The 21489-nt window shown below is 36.1% G+C and carries 21 protein-coding genes and 1 pseudogene; 19 read left to right on the top strand and 3 right to left on the bottom strand.

Features of this window, described 5'->3' with window-relative positions:
• Positions 1-33: 33 nt before the first annotated feature.
• Positions 34-1533 (top strand): GH3 auxin-responsive promoter family protein, encoded by a 1500-nt coding sequence (locus tag FNJ88_RS08075; protein WP_143852691.1) that lies wholly within the window; start codon positions 34-36, stop codon positions 1531-1533.
• A gap of 2 nt (positions 1534-1535) precedes the next feature.
• On the opposite strand, the gene FNJ88_RS08070 is transcribed toward FNJ88_RS08075, so the two are convergent.
• Positions 1536-1874: a DMT family transporter gene (locus FNJ88_RS08070; RefSeq protein ID WP_143852690.1), complete on the bottom strand. Its 339-nt coding sequence runs from the start codon at positions 1872-1874 to the stop codon at positions 1536-1538.
• Between the two features lie 208 nt (positions 1875-2082).
• On the opposite strand from FNJ88_RS08070, the gene FNJ88_RS08065 reads away from it, so the two are divergent.
• From FNJ88_RS08065 to FNJ88_RS08005, 13 genes and pseudogenes are all read left to right on the top strand, one after another.
• On the top strand, positions 2083-3321 hold the full coding sequence (locus FNJ88_RS08065; RefSeq protein ID WP_143852689.1) for an MFS transporter: 1239 nt from the start codon (positions 2083-2085) through the stop codon (positions 3319-3321).
• Between the two features lie 246 nt (positions 3322-3567).
• Positions 3568-5157: a replicative DNA helicase gene (dnaB, locus tag FNJ88_RS08060; protein ID WP_143852688.1), complete on the top strand. Its 1590-nt coding sequence runs from the start codon at positions 3568-3570 to the stop codon at positions 5155-5157.
• A gap of 2 nt (positions 5158-5159) precedes the next feature.
• Positions 5160-5642 carry a ribonuclease HI gene (gene rnhA, locus FNJ88_RS08055; protein WP_143852687.1) on the top strand — a complete coding sequence of 161 codons (483 nt, stop codon included), beginning with the start codon at positions 5160-5162 and terminating at the stop codon, positions 5640-5642.
• Between the two features lie 228 nt (positions 5643-5870).
• Positions 5871-6774 (top strand): annotated as a pseudogene (locus FNJ88_RS08050) (IS1595 family transposase).
• Positions 6775-6923: 149 nt separating this feature from the next.
• Positions 6924-7553, top strand: coding sequence for an NAD(P)H-dependent oxidoreductase (locus tag FNJ88_RS08045; protein WP_143852686.1), 630 nt, complete (start codon positions 6924-6926; stop codon positions 7551-7553).
• A gap of 40 nt (positions 7554-7593) precedes the next feature.
• On the top strand, positions 7594-9168 hold the full coding sequence (nadB, locus tag FNJ88_RS08040; RefSeq protein WP_143852685.1) for an L-aspartate oxidase: 1575 nt from the start codon (positions 7594-7596) through the stop codon (positions 9166-9168).
• 10 nt (positions 9169-9178) lie between these two features.
• Positions 9179-9727, top strand: a complete 549-nt coding sequence (locus FNJ88_RS08035) for a GNAT family N-acetyltransferase (protein ID WP_143852684.1) — start codon at positions 9179-9181, stop codon at positions 9725-9727.
• Between the two features lie 12 nt (positions 9728-9739).
• Entirely contained in the window at positions 9740-10582 is an 843-nt protein-coding gene (locus FNJ88_RS08030) for a sulfurtransferase (RefSeq protein WP_143852683.1), read from the top strand.
• A 48-nt stretch (positions 10583-10630) separates the two neighbouring features.
• Positions 10631-11491, top strand: coding sequence for a carboxylating nicotinate-nucleotide diphosphorylase (gene nadC, locus FNJ88_RS08025; protein ID WP_143852682.1), 861 nt, complete (start codon positions 10631-10633; stop codon positions 11489-11491).
• Positions 11492-11712: 221 nt separating this feature from the next.
• Entirely contained in the window at positions 11713-14217 is a 2505-nt protein-coding gene (locus FNJ88_RS08020) for a TonB-dependent receptor (protein WP_143852681.1), read from the top strand.
• Positions 14218-14295: 78 nt separating this feature from the next.
• A complete protein-coding gene (locus tag FNJ88_RS08015; RefSeq protein ID WP_143852680.1) occupies positions 14296-14742 on the top strand; it encodes a hypothetical protein in 447 nt (148 codons plus the stop codon).
• Positions 14743-14766: 24 nt separating this feature from the next.
• Positions 14767-15759, top strand: a complete 993-nt coding sequence (locus FNJ88_RS08010) for an aspartate-semialdehyde dehydrogenase (protein WP_143852679.1) — start codon at positions 14767-14769, stop codon at positions 15757-15759.
• A gap of 78 nt (positions 15760-15837) precedes the next feature.
• Positions 15838-16839 carry a cation diffusion facilitator family transporter gene (locus FNJ88_RS08005; protein WP_143852678.1) on the top strand — a complete coding sequence of 334 codons (1002 nt, stop codon included), beginning with the start codon at positions 15838-15840 and terminating at the stop codon, positions 16837-16839.
• On the opposite strand, the gene FNJ88_RS08000 is transcribed toward FNJ88_RS08005, so the two are convergent.
• Positions 16836-17267, bottom strand: coding sequence for an exosortase F system-associated membrane protein (locus FNJ88_RS08000; RefSeq protein ID WP_143852677.1), 432 nt, complete (start codon positions 17265-17267; stop codon positions 16836-16838). The genes FNJ88_RS08005 and FNJ88_RS08000 overlap by 4 nt on opposite strands.
• Entirely contained in the window at positions 17254-17796 is a 543-nt protein-coding gene (gene xrtF / locus FNJ88_RS07995; protein WP_143852676.1) for an exosortase family protein XrtF, read from the bottom strand. The genes FNJ88_RS08000 and xrtF overlap by 14 nt, the downstream gene beginning before the upstream one ends.
• Positions 17797-17849: 53 nt before the next feature.
• Between xrtF and FNJ88_RS07990 the strand changes: the two genes are divergently transcribed.
• Genes FNJ88_RS07990 through FNJ88_RS07970 form a run of 5 tightly spaced genes read left to right on the top strand, consistent with a single transcriptional unit; the run spans position 17850 to position 21391 of the window.
• On the top strand, positions 17850-18896 hold the full coding sequence (locus FNJ88_RS07990) for an aminoglycoside phosphotransferase family protein (protein WP_143852675.1): 1047 nt from the start codon (positions 17850-17852) through the stop codon (positions 18894-18896).
• Positions 18897-18950: 54 nt separating this feature from the next.
• Complete coding sequence (locus FNJ88_RS07985) at positions 18951-19364, top strand: RNase adapter RapZ (RefSeq protein WP_143852674.1); 414 nt, start codon at positions 18951-18953, stop codon at positions 19362-19364.
• Between the two features lie 39 nt (positions 19365-19403).
• A complete protein-coding gene (locus tag FNJ88_RS07980) occupies positions 19404-20117 on the top strand; it encodes an NDP-sugar synthase (RefSeq protein WP_143852673.1) in 714 nt (237 codons plus the stop codon).
• Positions 20118-20157: 40 nt separating this feature from the next.
• Positions 20158-20880 carry a TIGR00730 family Rossman fold protein gene (locus FNJ88_RS07975; protein ID WP_228414612.1) on the top strand — a complete coding sequence of 241 codons (723 nt, stop codon included), beginning with the start codon at positions 20158-20160 and terminating at the stop codon, positions 20878-20880.
• 40 nt (positions 20881-20920) lie between these two features.
• Entirely contained in the window at positions 20921-21391 is a 471-nt protein-coding gene (locus FNJ88_RS07970; RefSeq protein ID WP_143852671.1) for a DUF6702 family protein, read from the top strand.
• Positions 21392-21489 lie beyond the last annotated feature (98 nt).

Here is a 21489-nt window from a genome sequence, read left to right as displayed (position 1 = left end):
TCTTTGATCTGGAAAATAATTTAAATTTGCGATATGCTGAATTTCATAAAGAAAAACATTGCTCTGATCTGGGCGAAAAATCATGTAAAAGGAAGCGGATCCTTTAAACAAAATGCAGTGAAAGATCAAGAAGATCTTTTACGAGCACTCGTGAGAACTGCTGAAAAAACTTTGTTCGGTCGCACCCATCAGTTTGAAAATATTAAAAACATCCAAGACTTTCAAAATCAAGTTCAAGTCGGCGACTATGAAGATTTGAAACCCTATATTGAAAAAGTAAAAAAAGGACAACGACAGATTCTTTGGACAGAAACCCCTGAATACTTTGCGAAAACTTCCGGGACTACTTCCGGCGCAAAATATATCCCAATTTCCAAAGAAGGAATGCCGTATCAACTTAACGCCGCCCGAAGTGCCCTTTTCCATTATATCGCGCAAAAAAATAATGCGGACTTCGTAGCTGGCAAAATGATTTTCTTGCAGGGAAGTCCAAAATTAGAAGAAATCAACGGAATTAAAACTGGTCGCTTGTCTGGAATTGTGGCCCATCATATTCCTACCTATTTGCAGAAAAACAGACTTCCGAGTGAGAAAACGAACCTCATCGAAGACTGGGAAACGAAAGTAGATGAAATCGTAAAGGAAACCGAGAAGGAAAACATGACCTTAATTTCGGGAATTCCACCGTGGTTAATCATGTATTTTGAAAAATTGATCGAAAGAAATGGCAAGAAAATAACTGAACTGTTTCCAAACCTCCAACTGATTATTACTGGCGGTGTGAACTATGAACCCTACCGTGAAAAGATGAGTGAGCTTTTGGGCAAACCAGTCGACACTTTGCAAACTTTTCCCGCGAGCGAAGGTTTCTTTGCCTTTCAGGATGATTTTGAAAAAGAAGGATTATTGTTACTAACGAATCATGGAATTTTTTATGAATTTATTCCTTTGGATCAATATGGTAAGCCAAATGCACAACGTTTGACTTTAAAAGAGATCGAACTTCATAAAGATTATGCTTTGATTTTAACGACGAATTCTGGACTTTGGGCCTATTCCATCGGCGATGTGGTGCGGTTTATTTCAAAAGACCCTTATCGTATTTTAGTTTCAGGAAGAACCAAACATTTTACGTCTGCTTTTGGCGAGCACGTTATTGCTTTTGAAGTGGAAGAAGCTTTGAAAGCAACCGTCGAAAAATTTCCCGCACAAATCACTGAGTTTCATTTGGCACCACAGGTAAATCCAACTCAAGGATTGCCTTATCACGAATGGTTTATCGAGTTTGAAAAAGAACCGGAAAGTTTAGAGAACTTTAGAAATAATTTAGATGCAGAAATGCGAAAAAGGAATTCTTATTACGACGATTTAATTTCTGGTAAAATATTGCAGCCTTTAATTATTACCAATTTAAAGAGAAATGCGTTTCAGGACTATGCCAAATCTGAAGGTAAATTGGGAGGACAAAACAAAATTCCTCGTTTGGCCAATGACCGTAAAATTGCAGATTTTTTGGAAAAATTAAAGAAATAAAATTAATTCGAAACTACTTTCAACCCAACCACAGATGCAATTAAAGTAAACACAAAAAACATGCGCCAAAAAGTTGCAGGTTCATTAAATACAAAAATACCCATAAAAACTGCGCCTACTGCACCGATTCCCGTCCAGACCGCATAAGCCGTCCCTATCGGAATTGGATTCGCGCCTACAGAAATTGCTTTGTACAATAAAAACATACTCATAAAAAGTGAAATCACAAAACCGGCCCACCAAAAATAACTTTCTCTTCCGCTCGTTTCCTGAGCCTTGCCCAAACAGGTTGCGAATCCAGTTTCAAATAATCCACCGATGATGAGTAAAATCCAATTCATTTTTCAAAGATAAATTTTTAAATTAAATTTTTAAATAATTATCAGATTTGTCCGTAACAGACTGAGGATAATTAAAATTACGAAAACACTTATTCAAATTTGGTGAAAAACTGCTCATTCAAAAACTGCTTGTAATTATTATCAAATAAATTACTGGGAAGCAACCATTTTTAAAAGATTTCTCATTTCTAAAATCTATTTTTGCAAAATGATTTCTTTGCAACCCATCCAGACATTAAAAATTCCCGAATTCCGCAACTTGATGGCAGGTCGGTTTTTTTTGGTGTTAGCCTTCCGAATGTTGGCAACCTTAATGGGGTGGTGGATTTACAAATTGACAAAAGATCCGTTTGCCATCGGCTTAATTGGTTTATCTGAAGTGATCCCCGCAGTTTCCACGGCGCTTTACGCAGGACATGTTATCGATAATTCGGAAAAGAAGAAGCTTTTACTCATCTGTAATTATGCCTATGTTATTTTAATAAGCTTATTGGCACTTCCTGCTTTCTTTGGCAACAGCTTAATGCATTTAAGCAATGTTCAGATTTCCTATTTTATTTATGCTGTGATTTTCTGCACAGGATTCTGCCGAGCATTTATCGGACCCATCGTACCATCGATGATTCCAAAAATCGTTTCCAAGGAAACCCTGCCTAACGCCATTACCCTAAACCAGGCTACATTTTTGACCGCTTCAGTTTCTGGTCATGCGCTCGGTGGATTCTTAATCCATTGGATTGATATTTCAGGAACAATTTTAGTGGTGGTAGGCGTGATGATTTTTGCTTCTATCTTCTTTTGGTTTTTAAATAAACACCCGTCAGAAAATAGTGATCGAAAAATGGGTGTTGTAAAGAGTATGCGTGAAGGGCTTGCGTACATTTACAAAACTAAAGAAATTTTAGGCGCTCTCTGTCTCGATATGTTTGCGGTACTTTTTGGCGGCGCTGTCGCCATGATTCCCGTTTTTGCAACAGACATTTTAAAGGTGGGTTCAGAAGGTTTTGGCCTACTGAACGCTGCTTCGGATATTGGCTCCATGTGTATTATCATGACCCTCGCTTTTGTACCATTGACGAAGAATCAAGGTAAGATTCTACTTGTTGCCGTTGCTGGATTTGGTTTATGTATTATTGGTTTTGGGCTTTCCAAATTATATTGGCTCTCCTTCTTTTTACTAGTCGCCAGCGGAATGCTCGACGGAATTTCCGTGGTGATCCGCGGTACTATTGTACAGCTGAAAACACCTGACCATATTCGTGGTAGGGTTTTGAGCGTGAACTCAATTTTCATTATGTCGAGTAATGAAATGGGACAATTTGAAAGTGGCGTGGCAGCTAAACTCTTCGGCGTCGTGCGGTCAGTGATTTTTGGCGGAACCATGACCGTTTTAATTGCGCTATTAGTAGGTACTACTGTTCCAAAACTTCGTAAAATGAACTATTAATTGACGAGCATCAAGATTTTGCTTTTTTCCAAATTTGATCCGGCTCTTCATTACAATCTTTTTTTACCTTACCTTAACCCCAACGCGAAAAAAGGATTTTCATTTCGATCCGGACTAGAATAAAAATTCCGTACTTTTTACTTATCAACACCGTAATAGATTATTAAACAGTTAGTTAATAATAAAATATTTAGGATTGTTGATTAATAAATTGAAATAAAAACTTAAAAAAACTATCTTTGCCACATGACTCAGAAGGAAACTTTATCATCTTTAATACACGGTAACTTCGCCAAGGAACTTTCTATTTCCGATGGTAAAATGCCTCCCAATGCAATAGAATTTGAGAAACTCGTTATCGGAACTTTTTTAATTGATAAAAAAGGTTTGGATTTTTCTATCGATTTATTAACGCCAGATGTTTTTTATGATCCCAGACATCAGGAAATTTTCCGCGCAATTGTTAAGTTATTTGAAGGTAATCATCCAGTCGATTTAATGACCGTTATTCAGGAATTAAAGAAAACAGAAAAGTTAGGTTTTGCTGGTGGCGACCACTATATCATTGATTTAACAATGGGTATTTCTTCAAGTGCACATATTGAATACCACGTTCGGGTTATTTTGGAGAAATTTATTTTACGAAGTTTAATTAATGTTTCTGCGAACGTTATCGACAGTTCTTACAAGGAATCTACTGATGTTTTCGAACTGCTGGACAAAGCAGAACAATCCTTTTTTGAAATTACCAACGGAACGATTAAAAAAGGATTTGACACTGCAAACACTTTAGTTACCCAAGCAATTGAAACCATCAAAGCCTTAAAAGACAAAGAAGGGATCTCGGGAATCCCGTCTGGATTTAAAGATATTGACAAAGAAACGGGCGGTTGGCAAAATTCAGATTTAATTATCATTGCCGCTCGTCCAGCAATGGGTAAAACGGCGTTCTTACTATCTATGGCGAGAAACATTGCCGTAGAACATAATATTCCTTTAGCCTTATTCTCACTGGAGATGGCATCTGTACAGTTAATTACCAGAATGATCGCCTCAGAAACAGGCATCTCTTCTGAAAAATTAAGAAAAGGACAAATGTCTGATGAAGAATGGCAGCGCTTATTTTCCAACGTTTCTGCTTTGGAAAATGCTCCGTTATTTATTGATGAAACGCCATCACTTTCTGTCTTTGACTTCCGCGCAAAATGCAGAAGATTGGTTATGCAACACGGGGTAAAAATAATCATGGTGGATTACTTACAACTGATGACTGCAAATTCAGGAAAAGGCGGTGCTGGAAACCGGGAGCAAGAAATTGCGATGATTTCCCGTTCTCTAAAAGCAATTGCAAAAGAACTTAATGTCCCCGTAATTGCACTTTCCCAGCTTTCGAGAAGTGTAGAAACACGTCCTGGGAAAAGACCCATGCTTTCCGACTTACGGGAATCTGGAGCGATTGAGCAGGATGCGGATATTGTATCATTCATTTTCCGTCCCGAATATTATAAAATCACCACCTGGGATAATGATGAAGACGGCGGTGAATCTTCCACTGAAAATCAGGCAGAATTAATTATCGCAAAACACCGTAACGGTGCAACTGCAGACGTAAGAATGTCTTTCTACAAAAATATCGCAAAGTTTGCCGATCTTGATCTCTTTGGCGGCGGACATGGCTACCAATCTTCAAATTTCGGGCAACAGGATGCACCTGGAGGTTTCGAAAAAATAAAGACAACCATTGATCCAGGAGCTGCTTTTGATATTGGTGATCAAAAAAACATTTCCGGTTCTTCTATGAATGATCTAGATGATGATGACGATTTTCAATTCTAGGAATGGCGCTTAAAATAGAAATTTATACAGATGGAGCCTGCAGTGGAAACCCGGGAAAAGGTGGTTACGGCATTGTGATGAAGGTTCCCGAAAAAAATTACGAAAAAAGATATTCACAAGGTTTTCGCAGAACAACCAATAACCGCATGGAATTGTTGGCTGTGATTGTAGCTCTAGAGAAACTAAAATCTACCGAAAACGATATCCACATTTATACCGACAGTAAATATGTTTCTGATGCCATTAATCAGAAATGGATTTTCGGTTGGATTAAAAAAGGTTTTAAAAATGTAAAAAATCCGGATTTGTGGCGCAGAATGGTTCCTTTATTGAAAACCCATCAAACTACTTTTCATTGGGTAAAAGGTCACGCTGGACATCTGGAAAATGAAATTTGCGATCAGCTCGCGGTTAAAGCAGCCCAAACAGAACCTTTGCTGATTGATGAGTTTTTTGAAAATCAACAGGACGGCGGGCTTTTCTGAAAATGGTCAATTGCTTCGTATCAATTTGCTTCGCAGTGAATGGATAATTTTTTATAATTCGCGATCACTAAATTCAAAATGCACTTATTCACTCACTGAAATTCCTCATTCACTATTTCAAATGAAGAAATTTAACCGTTAATATTTGGGTAAAGGAATTAAAAATTTATATGTATGTCCGTAACTTCCCATAATTCCGTATATTTGTTTGATAATTAAATAATTGAGATGAATATTTTTAGTTTTGGCGTAGAGTTTAGCAGTGAAGAGGATTGTATATCTCATTTCAAAGCAGAACGTGACAAAATTGGTGTTTCCTGCAAGTGCGGAAAAACTGATTTTTTTTGGATTAAAAGCAGATTAAGTTACGAGTGTAAATCTTGTAGAAAGCGAACTTCATTACGAAGTGGAACCATCATGGAGAATTCCAATTTGTCCTTTCTAGTTTGGTATAAAGCGATGTTTTTGATGAGTGCAACAAAAAAGGGATTTTCTGCTAAAGAAATGCAAAGGCAATTAGGTTTGAAGCGCTATGAGCCAGTTTGGGCTGATGCACAAATTGAGAAAAGGGATGGGAAAACGAGATGAAAGATACACTTTAGAGGGCATGATTGAAATGGATGAAGGGTATTTTACAGTTGAATCTAGAGAACTGGAACAAGAGAAAGGGATTCGTGGAAGAGGAGCAGTTGGAAAGCAAAATGTTGCAGTGATGGCGGAATCTACGCCATTAGAAAATATAGAAACAGGAGAGACATCGAAATCTTGTAGATATTTTAAAGCAATAGTATTAGAAGATCATACAGCAGAGGGAATTAATGAGACTATTAAAGAATCTTTGGCAGAATCCAGCATAGTTTTTACAGATCAAAGCACGTCATATGTTGATATATCACAACTTGTAGAAATTCATATTTCAGAAAAATCTTCGAAAGAAACTACAAAAGATACTTTGCGTTGGGTTCACATATTTATCAGTAATGCGAAAAGGAATTTATTAGGAAATTACCACAAAATAAAACGCAAAAACCTTCAACTTTATCTAAATGAGTTTGTTTATAAGTTAAATCGGAGATATTTTGAAGATAAACTGTTCGATAGACTTGTGATAGCAAGTATTACAGGAGTATGATGAAAAACGGATATACATAAAAATTTATTAAGTTATTTTGATAAGTCAAAAATTTTGAGCGCATCTTTAAAATTCACTCACTGAAATTCACCATTCACTTAAAAAGATTCATCCACAAAACTTCCGTCTCATTTATTTATCTTTGTTAGATGAATTACCTTGACGCACTGAACAAAAGATATTCGGTTAAAAAATTTGACCCAGAAAAGAGTGTTTCTGCAGACGCGCTTTATCATATCCTAGAAGCAGCAAGACTTTCTGCGAGTTCGCTTGGTTTACAACCCTACAAAATCATCATCGCACAAAGTGCTGATATGAAGGAAAAATTAATTCCCGCTTTTTATAATCCTTCTCAAATTTCAACGTGTTCGCATTTGATAGCCATTGTTTCTAAAAATGATATCGAATCCAAATATATTGGTGCTTATTTCACGCAAATATCAGAAACAAGGGACGTTTCGTTAGAAAGTTTAAATCCTTTTCGAGAAAGCATCAGTAAACATATTGATCGCTTATCCACTGAACAGGTAATAACCTGGGCAGACAAGCAATGTTATATCGTGTTAGGAAACTTAATGTTTGCAGCAGCTCTGGAAAATGTAGATACCTGTCCGATGGAGGGATTTAAACAAGATATTATCGATGAAATTTTAGATTTAGATATAACTAAAGAAAAAGTTGCCGTGACTCTAGCTCTTGGCTATCGATCAGAAGAAGATGATTTTCAAAATTTAAAAAAAGTACGTAAACCCAATGAGAAATTGTTTAAATTTATTTAATTAAAATGATTTTCTCAACAATTAACTTTCAATCCACTCCATGATAAAAGCAGATGTTCTCGTGATAGGTTCAGGAATCTCCGGACTTTCTTATGCAATTAAAATTTCGGAAAGAATGCCGGAGGCCAAAATTATTATTGTCACCAAAGCAGATGAAGATGAAAGCAACACCAAATACGCCCAAGGCGGTCTATCGGTCGTAACAGACTTTGATAAAGACAGTTTTCAAAAACACATTGACGATACCATGAGAGCTGGTGACGGTGAAAATAATCTCGAGGTCGTAAAAATGGTGATCCAGGAAGGTCCCGAACGATTCCGGGAGCTGGTAGAATGGGGAACTCAATTTGACGAAAAAGATGGTCACCTCATGCTGGGCAGAGAAGGCGGGCACACCGAAAACCGAATCGTACATCACAAAGACATTACTGGAAAAGAAATCGAACGCGCCTTGTTGGAAACGGCGAACAGGTCACCCAATATCGAAATCATGGCCCATCATTATGTCATTGATTTGATTACGCAACACCATGTTCCAGAGAAAGTTTTCGATCTTGAGAAAATCGACTGTTACGGCGCCTATATTCTCGACGAGAAAAATAAAAAGATAAAAAAAATCACGGCGAAAATCACTTTGGTTGCAACTGGAGGAGCGGGTCACGTTTATAAAAACACAACCAATCCGATTATCGCAACCGGAGACGGAATAGCTTTCGTACACCGAGCGCGTGGTAAAATCTCCAATATGCAGTACTATCAGTTTCATCCAACGGCTTTATTTTCTAAAAGAGATGGAATGTTGTTTTTGATTTCAGAAGCAGTTCGTGGCGATGGTGCAAAATTAAGAACCAAAGATGGTGAGAAATTCATGCACAAATATGACGAGCGCGAAGAATTAGCGTCACGTGATATTGTTGCCAGAGCTATTGACAATGAACTTAAAATTTCGGGTGACGATTATGTCGGACTTGACTGTCGGGAAATGGATCACGAAAAATTCACCGAACATTTCCCGAATATTTACCAGAAATGTATGGATGAAGGAATTGATCCCTTCCAGCGACTCATTCCCGTTGTGCCTGCTTGTCATTATTTAATGGGCGGAATCGACATTGATCTTGATGGACAAAGTTCCATTAAAAATCTATTTGCTGTTGGCGAATGTACCAATTCTGGATTACATGGTGCTAATCGACTGGCTTCCAATTCTTTATTAGAAGGAATGGTTTTCGGACATAACGCGGCTTTGAAAACGGTGGAACTTTTAGAAATTAACGATTTCAACTTTGATGATTTAAAGGCAATTCCAGAATGGGACGAAGAAGGAATGAAAATGATGGATGAAATGGTCATGGTTTCTTACCTCAGAAGACAGTTGCAAGAAATGATGAGTGATTTGGTAAGCATTGTGAGGACCAACGAGCGGCTTCAAATTGCCAAAAGAAAACAGCAAGAAATTTTTGAAGCAGTTAATGAATTGTACAGTTATTCCATTATTTCCCCTAAGCTTTCCGAGCTACGAAATCTGACAAATATTTCTTATTTGATTATTAAACATTCTTTGAAAATGACTGAAAACAAAGGTGCGTTTTTCAATAAAGATTTAGTGAAATAAAATAATTCAAATGAAATTTCTACTGACAAATCAGGAAACAGAGCGATTAAAATTCAGAAAATTAAACGATAATGATTTTGAAGAATGGCAGGAATTATTTGAAGATGAAGAAGTAACACGATTACTTGGAATGCATGAATTCAAAACACCAAGAGAGCGCTGCGAAAAATGGTTCGAATGGACATTTCACCGATATAAAAACGATTTAGGAGGTCAAAATATTTTAATTTCAAAAATTAATAACCAAATAGTTGGGCAATGTGGTCTTTTAGTGAGAGAAGTAGAAAACAAATTTGAAATTGAAATTGCATATTCAATTCTACCAAAATTCAGACAAAACGGTTTCGCAACTGAAAGCGCAATGAAATGTCGAGACTTTGCATTCGAAAATAATTTTCATAATAGATTGATATCTATAATTAATGCTGAAAATCTTAACTCAAAAAATGTTGCCTTGAAAAACGGACTAAATTATTCTCATGAAATAATTTATAACGATCAGAAAATGGATTTGTATACAATTGAAATTAAGGATTGGCAATTGAATACAACCAAATAAAAGCTACATATTATGAATTTGCCGTCAATTATCAATCCTGAAGAATTACAGGTATTAGACCAAGAAAATATTGTAACCGTTAACGCTGGAAGCGGAGATGCTGCTTATAAAAAATATATTTTAGAACATTTAGATAATGCACTTTATGTTGATCTCAACAAAGATTTAGCTGAAATACCGAACGATGCAAAAAACGGTGGGAGACATCCTTTGCCAACTTTAGACAAGTTTTCAGAAGTTTTGCAAAGTTTAGGAATTAGCGAGCAGTCACATGTGATCGTTTATGATGATCAAAATGGCACCAATGCAGCTGCAAGATTTTGGTGGATGCTGCGATCTGCTGGAATAGAAAATACTCAAGTCTTAAATGGTGGTCTGCAAAACGCAAAAAACAAAGGTTCAAAAATTAATTCTAATAAAGTCGAACCCAAAAAAGTAGAAAAAATTTCCTTGAAACATTGGAAACTTCCTTTAGTCGATATTGATTTTGTTGAAAAAGTATCAGAAAATACAGACTATCTAGTCATCGATGTCCGAGATAAAGATCGATATGCTGGAAAATCTGAACCGATCGATGAAATTGCTGGACATATTCCCGGAGCGGTAAATATTCCTTTTAAAGATAATCTGAATGCAGACGGGACTTTTAAACAACCAAAAATTCTTCAAAAAAAATACGTGGAATTTTTAAAAGACATTCCTTCCCATAAAATCATCATCCATTGTGGATCTGGAGTTACGGCATGTCATACTCTATTAGCTTTAGATTATGCTGGTTTTAAAATTCCAAATTTGTATATTGGGTCTTGGAGCGAATGGTCTAGAAATGACAAACCGATCGCTACTAACTTATAACTAAATTCAAACTTTAATAATAGCTCAGCTTATTTCAAATATAAAAAAATGAAGAAACCCGCATACGTTACCAAAGAAGCTTTAAAAACTTTTATAAAAAACGCTTTAGAAGAAGATATTCAGGATGGTGACCACTCTACCCTCGCAACGATTCCGAAAGATTTACAGCAAAAAGCCAAGTTATTGGTCAAGCAAGATTGCATCTTAGCCGGAGTAGAATTGGCTGAATTAATCTTTAAACAATTTGATAAAAATCTAAAAGTAGAACTTTTAATGAAAGACGGTGATTCTGCAAAGGTGGGTGATATTGCGTTTTATGTTACCGGCAGTGCACGCTCTATTCTCTCCACAGAACGATTTGTTTTGAACTGTATGCAGCGAATGAGCGGTATTGCAACTATGACGCATGACTGGGACGCTCGACTTTTGGGCACAAAGACCAAACTTTTGGATACCAGAAAAACAACCCCTAACTTTAGACTTTGCGAGAAGTGGGCAGTGGCTATTGGAGGTGGCACCAATCACCGATATGGTTTGTATGACATGATCATGCTGAAAGATAACCACATTGATTATAATGGAAGTATCACTAACGCAGTGAAAATGGCGAAAAACTATATTGAAAAAACAAAGAAACCGCTAAAAATAGAAGTCGAAACCAGAAACCTAGAAGAAGTTAAGGAGGCAGTAAAATCTGGCGCAGACCGAATCATGCTTGATAATATGGATGTAGCAACCATGACCGAAGCAGTAAAGATCATTGGTAGAAAATGCGAAACCGAAGCTTCAGGTGGAATCACACGCGAGATGTTAAAAGACATTGCAAATACGGGTGTCAATTTTATTTCTGCGGGCGCTTTGACCCATTCTGCAGAAAATATTGACCTAAGCTTAAAAGCTGTAAAATAATTTACGGAATCAACAATTTAGATTACTTTATTTGTTAAAATACGCATTTAACATAATGTTATTAAGACATGAATAGTAAATTTAATAAATTGATATACTGATAAATAGATGATAAATTAACAAAATATTAAAATTTAACAATTTCTTAACGAAAGTGTCATATAATTTAAATATTTTTGCAAAAATTAACTACAACAAGTACAGTAATTTAAATTTTAATTATGAGAAGTAATTCGTTAAGAAGATCTACACTAACCGCATTAATTACGCTTTCAGCTGCAAGTGTATATTATGCACAGACCGTGAAAGATACTGTTAGTAAAGAAGCAGATATCGAGCAAGTAGTTCTAACAGGTGTTGCGGATATTGCGAAAGATCGTAAAACTCCCGTTGCTGTTTCTACTATTAAGGAAGCACAAATTATTGATAAGTTAGGAAATCAGGAGTTTCCTGAAATCCTTAATTCAACTCCGTCAGTTTACGCTACTAAAGGTGGTGGTGGATTTGGTGACTCAAGAATTAACGTAAGAGGTTTCGATCAACGAAACACTGCGGTAATGATCAATGGTGTTCCAGTTAACGACATGGAAGGTGGATCAGTTTACTGGTCTAACTGGGCAGGACTTTCTGATGTTACTTCTGCAATGCAGGTTCAGAGAGGTTTAGGTTCATCAAAATTGGCGATTGCTTCTGTTGGTGGTACCATCAACATCTTAACCAGAGCTGCTGATAAAAAAAGACAAGGTAATATTACGTTGGGATTAGGTAATGATGGTTATAACAAGGCGCTATTTTCTTACAACACAGGAAAAAGTGATACAGGTTGGTCTACTTCATTCTTAATGAGCAGAACTGCTGGATCAATGTATGCTGACGGAACTGAATTTGAAGGATACAACTATTATTTTGCTTTAGGTTACAGACCAAGTGCAAAACATGATTTGCAATTTACAATTACAGGTGCGCCACAAGTACATAACCAAAGATCTTTCCAGTCAACCATTGCTGATCATATTAAATATGGTGGAACTGAGGAAAACCCAAATAGAAAATACAACCAAAACTGGGGTTATTTAAATGGTGAAGAATATTCTATGACCAGAAACTATTACCACAAACCGGTAATGTCTTTGAACTGGGATTGGAAAATTTCTGACGCTACTACATTAAACTCTGTAGCTTACGCTTCATTCGGAAGAGGTGGAGGTACTGGAGATGCAGGTAGAATAAATGGTAAATTTTACAATACTTTACCAAGAACCGCTGACGGATTGGTAAGATTTGATGATATCGTAAAGTGGAATCAAGGTGGAACCGTAGCAGATTTTGGTGCAGTTAACGCTACGCCTGGTATTTCTAACAGCAGTAACGGAATTATTAGAAGGTCTTCTATCAATTCACATAACTGGATGGGAATTATTACAAGTTTAAATCACAAAATCAACGATAACTTAAGTGCAACGGTTGGTTTTGACGGAAGAACATATAAAGGAATTCACTATAGAATTGCGACTGATTTTCTGGGTAACAATTCTTATACTGATACTAGTAACATTAATAATAAGCCAAACATTATTACTAATGCATTCACTACTAATCCTTCTTGGAACCCGTTCGGTGGTAAAACCAACGATATCAAAGATCAATTGGCTTACAGTAATGATGGCCTTGTAAACTGGTTAGGTGGATTCGGACAGATAGAATATACCAACGATGTGCTTTCTGCATTTGTTCAGGGATCGGTTTCAAACCAAGCATTCCAGAGAGTTGATTATATGTTGTATGCAGCTGATCAGCAAAAAAGTGAAAAAGTTGATTTAGTTGGCTACAATGTAAAAGGTGGTGCTAATTATAACATCAACGAAAACCACAATGTTTTTGTTAACGGTGGTTACTACGAGAGACAACCCTTCTTTGGTGCTGTTTTCTTAAACAACAGAAATGATGTAAACCCATCATTAACCAATGAGAAGATTACTTCTTTTGAAATCGGTTACGGTTTCAGATCTGCAATTTTCAATGCAAACTTAAATGTTTACCATACAGGATGGGATGATATTTACAGAAGACTTACTACAAGAGCAAAAATCAACGGAGTTGATGTAACTGGTGTGGCAAATGTCTTAGGTATCAAAGAAATACACAAAGGTATTGAGCTAGACTTTAATGTTAAGCCAGCTAAATTCGTAACCATCAATGGTATGTTCTCAGTAGGTAACTGGTATTTTGAAGGAAGCCCAACTGCTTCGTTTATCGATGATGCTACAAATACTGTTATTCAGGAAGGAACTTTAGCACTAGATGGTCTTAAAGTTGGTGATGCGGCACAACTTACTGCAGCTTTAGGAGCTGACTTCAAATTAACTGAGTGGTTAAACTTTGATGCACAGTACCGTTATGCTGACAAACTTTATTCAGCTTTTGAACCTTCATCTCGTTTGGTTACCGCTGCAAAGCCTACACCTTCTGATCCAGCAGTAGAACTTCCTTCTTTTGGATTACTTGATCTTGGTGCAGGTGCTAGATTTAAATTGAATAACACCCAATCATTTAAGTTTAGAGTTAACGTGAATAACGTTTTAGATACAACGTATATCGCAGAATCCAGAACTAATAAAGCTGCTGATGCTAACGCAGCAAATAACTGGAATGGTATTAATAAGAGCAATGAAGTGTTTTTCGGTTTCGGAAGAACATGGAATGCGTCAGTAAGTTTCATCTTCTAAGAAGAACTTGCTAATACACTGAGAATCCCGACTATTTAGTCGGGATTTTTTTTATCTTTGTCATTAACAAATTTAACTATGGATACATTTAAAATTATTACTGAAGCACACAAAGGTTTTGCTTATCTGATTTTGCTTGCAGGCATTATTTTTATCGTTGCATTATTGGTTACCATGTTTGGTTACTCTGGTAAAATCTCCAAATTACTGCGAAAATCAACTTTATTTACCATGATCCTTTTCCACATTCAGTTGATTGTTGGAATTTTAATGCTGGTTTTCTCACCAGGCCTAAAAGGAGCTTTGGAAACCGGAACTTTAATGAGCAACGCAGCGGCGAGATTTTCTTACGTTGAACATCCAGTTTCTATGTTAATCGGAGTTGTTTTAATGACCATCATTAATAAATACATGAAAACTCACGAAACGATTTCGATGAAAATCGTCATTATGGGAGTTATTGCTTTTGCACTTTTTGCTTATGCATTCCCATGGATGAGAGTTTTTCCTTCACTTTTTGCCTAAACAATTTAACAACAGATATTCTTAATGAAAATAGCAGTAGTAGGTGCAACCGGAATGGTGGGACAAATTATGTTAAAAGTAATGGAAGAAAGAAATTTTCCAGTAACTGAATTAATTCCCGTAGCCTCCGAGAAATCGGTCGGAAAAAAAATTATTTTTAAAGGTAAAGAAGTAGCCATAGTCTCTATGGAAACAGGTTTAGAAATGAAACCTCAAATTGCTATGTTTTCTGCAGGTGGCACAACTTCTTTAGAATTTGCTCCAAAATTCGCAGCCGTTGGAACTACGGTCATTGATAATTCTTCAGCTTTTAGAATGGAACCAGATCACAAATTGATCGTTCCTGAAATTAATGCCAATTTATTAGCAAAGGAAGATAAAATCATCGCAAATCCAAATTGCTCGACCATTCAACTGGTGATGATCTTACATCCACTTAATCAAAAATACGATGTTAAGAGAGTCATTATTTCCACTTATCAATCGGTGACGGGAACAGGTAAGAATGCGGTAGATCAATTAAATTTCGAAATTTCTGGAAATAAAGACGTTGAAAAAGTTTACCCTTACGACATCTTTAAAAACGCGCTTCCTCAATGTGATGTTTTCGCTGAAGATGATTACACCAAAGAAGAAATAAAATTAATGACAGAACCCAAAAAAATTATGGGTGACGATAGTTTTAATATTTCTGCAACAGCAGTTAGAGTTCCCGTACAAGGCGGGCATTCTGAAAGCGTAAATATCGAATTTGAAAACGAATTTGACTTGGACCAAGTAAGAGCTATTCTTTCTAAAACTCCAGGAGTGAAGGTATTAGATGATGTTAAAAACAACATTTATCCGATGCCATTATACTCGGAAGGCAAAGATGAAGTGTTTGTTGGTAGAATAAGAAGAGACCGCTCCCAACCCAAAACTTTAAACCTTTGGATTGTGGCAGATAACCTCAGAAAAGGAGCAGCAACCAACGCCATACAAATTGCCGAATACCTCTGCGAAAACAAATTAGTCTAAAACAAAATGCTCACCGAAAGTGAGCATTTTTTTATTATTAGATTCCTCAAACATTCTTATAAGTTGAATAAAACTAAAATGTCACAATTAAAAGACAAATCAAAAAGTAATTTCACCTTCCAACGAAATGTGGCGATTGTAGGCATCGCTCTCTTCTTAGGAAAATTACTGGCGTGGCATTTCACCAATTCAGATGCAGTATTTTCTGATGCCATGGAAAGCATCGTCAATATCATCGCTGCTTTTATGGGGCTGTATTCTCTTTATCTTGCGGCAAAACCCAAAGACGTCGATCATCCTTACGGACACGGAAAAGTAGAGTTTGTAACCTCCGGGGTCGAAGGTGCACTGATTATCTTTGCGGGTATTATTATTATCGTGCAATCAGTAGATTCTCTTTTGCATGGTAATATTCCAAAACAGTTAGATTGGGGAATTTTGATTGTCGCCATTACCGCCGTGGTTAATTATCTGATGGGACATATTTCTTATGAAAAAGGGATCAAAGAAAATTCTTTGGTCTTACAAAGTTCTGGTAAACATTTAAAAAGTGATACGTTTACGACTTTAGGAGTCGTGGTGAGTTTAATTCTGGTGCAAATGACCAGACTTTATTGGATCGATGCGGTCGTCGCCCTACTATTCGGTAGTTACATCATGTTTGTAGGCTATAAGATCATCAGAAAATCATTGAGTGGGATTATGGATGAAGCAGATCCAGATATGCTTCAGAGTTTATCTAAATTTCTGAATGAAAACAGAAAACCACAATGGATCGATCTGCACAATATGCGGATCCAGCAACACGGAAGTGGACTTCATATTGATGCGCATTTAACTTTACCCTGGTATTATGAACTTAGAAAAGCTCATAACGAAATGGAAGATCTCTATAAATTAATTGGTGAAAATTCAGACCGAACTATTGAATTCAACTTTCATCTGGATGATTGTAAACCTACTTCCTGTGAAGTTTGCGAGCTATTTGAATGTCCTGTACGACAACGACCATTTGTAAAAAAAATAGAATGGAATATAAAAACCATCGCGCAGGAAAGTAAACATTCTGTTAAAGACTAAGCTTCTATCACGTGCTTTCGGTAATAGAACAATGGAATTATCAAAAGTAATATCAGTGGCTGAATTACAAATCTTCTCATATAAAAAGAAAAGAGATAGCCAACTTCAAATTTGGTGTGAATACAATAAAGATAGATTGGGAAGGTGATAATAAAAACAATAAGTATTAAAAGTATTGCTTGTAACATCCATTGTTTATTTTGAAAAATCAAGTAGACAATGCTTGCTGATAATATTAAATTTAAACCAAACCGAAAAAGATAGTTCAGTACCAAAGGAACCCAGTCGAACTCTGGAAAAGGCGCGTGCTTGTTGGCCAAATGAAAGAAAGCTTGAAACGGATCATAAAAAATAGTGTCTTCTAAAATCCGAACTCCAATTAGACCAAGGACAGCAACAGCAACTAAAATCCACTTAAATATTTTCATGATCGGAAGTCTTTATTGCAAAAAATTTAATCCAAACGAGCCATAAAAAAACCACAGTTCCATAAATGATAGCGGGAAAGAAATAATCATGTGCCATTTTAGAATACGTTGGATGCTCCAGTATTACGACATTTAAACCGACTATTCTTAACACATTAATTATATGTAAAACCACCAAACCAAGTATTGAAAAAACAAACGTTTTCACCCCTTCATAAAATGCAAAGATAAAAGCCACGAATAAGATCATTACAGAAATTGCATTACAGCCTTCTACCATTCGGGAAACATAAGTTTCATTTAAGTAAAACCAAGTGGTCTCATCCTGTGGGTTTCCCTCAACCATTTGAGAACTATATCCGAAAAAGTTTTGTAGAAAATTCGACTGGCCCATCACCCAACCAGAAAAAGGATCAAGACCTGCATTCTTATATTCATTCAAATAAAACTGATAGAGCAATACCATCACCACATATAAAATGATGAATCGTAGCAAAATTTTGAGAACTGGCTTGAAATCACTGAACATTCCGGCAAAGATACTTCTTTCTAAAATATGATTTTACTTATCTTTGTAGAAGTATGACTACGAAGAACGCACGCCTTTTTTTTGAAAATTTTACCGGTAAACCTTCTACAGATTTTTTTACCTTAGCCCAAAGTGGCTCTTCCCGAATTAATTTTGTAGGAAAAAATGCTACCGATAATTACATTCTCACTTTTAACGAAAACCTGCGCGAAAACGAAAGCTTTTATTACTTTTCAAATGTATTTAAAGAGCTGGGACTTAATACCCCTGAAATTTTCAAGATTTCGCAAGACCGCCAACTGTATATCCAGGAGTTTTTAGGTGAAAATACTCTGTCTGAAATTATAGAGAATGAAGGATTAACAGTTCGTGTTAGCGCTTTAGTAAAAAAAACACTCTCAAAACTGGCCGAACTTCAACAAAAGACCAGTGACAAAATCGATTATTCAAAAACATTTGAGTATGAAAATTACGACGAATTACCGATCACCAATGATCTTTTCTATTTTAAAAGTTTCATTGTTGATGTCTTAGAAATCCCGTATCACAAAGCATCGCTTTTAAAAGAGTTTAAAAAATTGACCGCCAGAATTGCATCTCTAGAAGCAACAGGAATGATGATGCGTGATTTTCAGGCTCGTAATATTATGGTGGATGAAAAGGATGAAATTTATTTCATCGATTATCAGTCCGCCATGAAAGGACCATTGATGTATGATGTAGTCTCATTTCTCTTTCAGGCAAAAGCCAATTTTCCGGAAGATTTTAAAAGTGAAATGTTATCTTACTATTATTCCTTATGGCAATTTGAGCAAAAAATATCACAATTACAAGACTCGTTAAAGCCAATTCAACTCATCCGGTTTATGCAGGTTTTAGGAGCTTATGGATTCCGGGGATTGATCCAGAGAAAAAAACATTTCATCTCCAGCCTCGATCAGGGAATGAAGAACCTTCAGAATTTTTCAAGTTCATGGGAAGAAATGAATGAATATCCCGAATTGAAGAATTTGATTTCGCATTTAAAATCAGAAGATGTGGAAAATAAAATTAAAAATTTGATTTTAAATCATCGAGAAATTAAAAAACATGATCTATAAAGATCTAGAAATTTAATGGTTAAGTCTAAACAGCCATTATTATAAAAAAGAAATATGAGTTTAAAAATAGAAATACACAGCTTTTCGTACAAAAAAGGTGGCATCCCAAAAGATAATTCGGGCAATGGTGGAGGCTTTGCTTTTGACTGTCGCGGAATTTTGAATCCTGGCAGAGTCGAAGAGTATAAAATTCAAACAGGCTGTGATATCGGCGTTCAGAATTACTTAGAAACGAAAACCGATATGCCAAAGTTTTTGGATCTCGTGAAAAATATGGTATCTATTAATATTGAAAATTATTTAGCCAGAGGATTTGAACATCTTCAAATTAATTTTGGATGTACTGGGGGACAGCACCGATCAGTTTATGCGGCAGAAAAAACAGCAGCATTTATCAATTCTCAATACCCCGAAGTGGTTGTTGTACTTCAACATGATGAGCAACCTCAACTAAATCATCATCAATAGCTAACGAGCTTTACTATTCTTTGAGCATTACACTTCACTATGAAAGCACTAATTTTTGCCGCTGGCAAAGGAACCAGGTTAAAACCATTTACCGATCATCATCCTAAGGCGCTGGCTGTAGTAAATGGAATTCCGTTATTAGAAAGAAACATTAAGTACTTACAAGGTTTCGGAATTAACGATTTTGTGATCAACATTTATCATTTCGGAGAACAGATCTCTGAATTTCTAAAGAAAAATTCCAATTTTGGTTCAAATATTGAACTGTCTGACGAGAAAGATGAACTTCTGGAAACGGGTGGTGGATTGCTTTTCGCAAGAAGATTTTTGGATCACGGTGAAGATTTTTTAATAATGAATGCTGATATTTTAACAGATTTGGATTTGAATTCTTTCATTACATTTCATCAGGAAAAGAAAGATTTCGCTACTTTAGCGGTCTCTGATCGTACAAGTTCCAGAAAATTACTTTTTAACGAAGACATGATTCTGAAAGGTTGGTTAAATGTCCAATCTGGGGAGCAACGACTTGCTGAGTTTAATAAAGGATTTAAACCTTTAGCCTTCAGCGGAATACATTGTATCAATCCAGAGATTTTCACCAAGATAAAACGGAAAGGTAAGTTTTCGATAATGGAAGAATACCTCGATTTAATGAGTTATGAAAGTATCCATGGTTATGAACATTCGGCAGAAATCATTGATGTAGGAAAACCCGAGTCAATAGCACAGGCCGAACAAATATTTAAATAAACAGATGAGCAAAATAAAAAGAGGAAAAGGAACCACAAAAATGGTGGCTGGGAATCCCTTCGAAATTGATCAAAAAGTCCAAAATTCTTTTAAAGAAAAAACATGGGATGAGACCGTTACCAAAGACAGCTGGATGGTTTTCAAAATCATGGCAGAATTTGTTGACGGTTACGAAAAGATGGCGAAAATAGGACCTTGCGTATCTATATTTGGGTCTGCGAGAACAAAACAAGATGATCCACAATATCTTTTAGCTACTGAAATCGCAGAGAAAATTACAGAAATCGGATTTGGAGTGATCACAGGAGGTGGTCCTGGAATTATGGAAGCTGGAAACAAAGGTGCACACCAAGGTGGTGGCAAGTCAATTGGTTTGAATATCGACCTTCCTTTTGAACAGCATTTTAATCCTTTTATTGATAAAGGCTACAACATTGATTTCGATTATTTCTTTGTTCGAAAAGTAATGTTTGTGAAATATTCCCAGGGTTTTATCGTAATGCCAGGAGGATTTGGCACACTGGATGAATTAATGGAAGCATTAACGCTCATTCAAACTCATAAAATCGGCCGGTTCCCGATTGTTCTTGTGGGTTCTAAATTTTGGTCCGGTCTTTTGGATTGGTTCAGAGGCACTTTGTTGGAAAATGGAATGATCTCTGAAACAAATCTGGATTTATACCGGGTAGTGGATACTGCAGATGAAGCTGTTTCCCATATTAAAGCTTTCTATGATAAATACTCGGTAGACGTTAACTTTTAGTGGCATCATATTTGAGCAAAACTAAATACAAATTAAGAAGATGAAAAAATTTCTATATACTGTTGGAATATTTGTTCTGATGTTGGTAATGAGTTTTACCGCAGCAGACTTTTATTCTTCGATGACTAAAGTGGATTATTTAGAAGGGAACAAAACACTGAAGTTTACCACAAAAATGAATACCGCTCATATTTCCGATGCAATAAAAATAAATCCAAATTCAGTAGGATTTGAAGCTGAAGTAAAAAAATATGTAAATAATAACTTTGATCTTTACGTTAATGGAAGTGCACGTTCACTTACATTTACGGGTAGTCAAGTTAATGGAGAATCTGTTTGGGTCTATTTTGAAGCTGGCGGGATTACTGATATTAACACCATCAAGATCAAGAACACCATTCTTTTAGGAACATTCCCAAAACAATTCAATCTAGTGAATATTGCCTATAAGGGAAATCAGAAAACAATGAATTTTCAGCGAGGTAAAGAAGTGAATGAAGTTAGTTTTTAAATAAACAATCTTTAAAAAAATAAAATCCGTCTCATCTAGTGAGGCGGATTTCTAATTGAAATACCTTGTAGTATTTCGGATAACAATTATAAATCAAG

The sequence above is a fragment of the Chryseobacterium sp. SNU WT5 genome (genome assembly GCF_007362475.1).
Taxonomy (GTDB): domain Bacteria; phylum Bacteroidota; class Bacteroidia; order Flavobacteriales; family Weeksellaceae; genus Kaistella.
The sequence above is the reverse complement of the archived record's forward strand: the minus strand, read 5'-3'. Positions and strand labels throughout refer to the sequence as shown.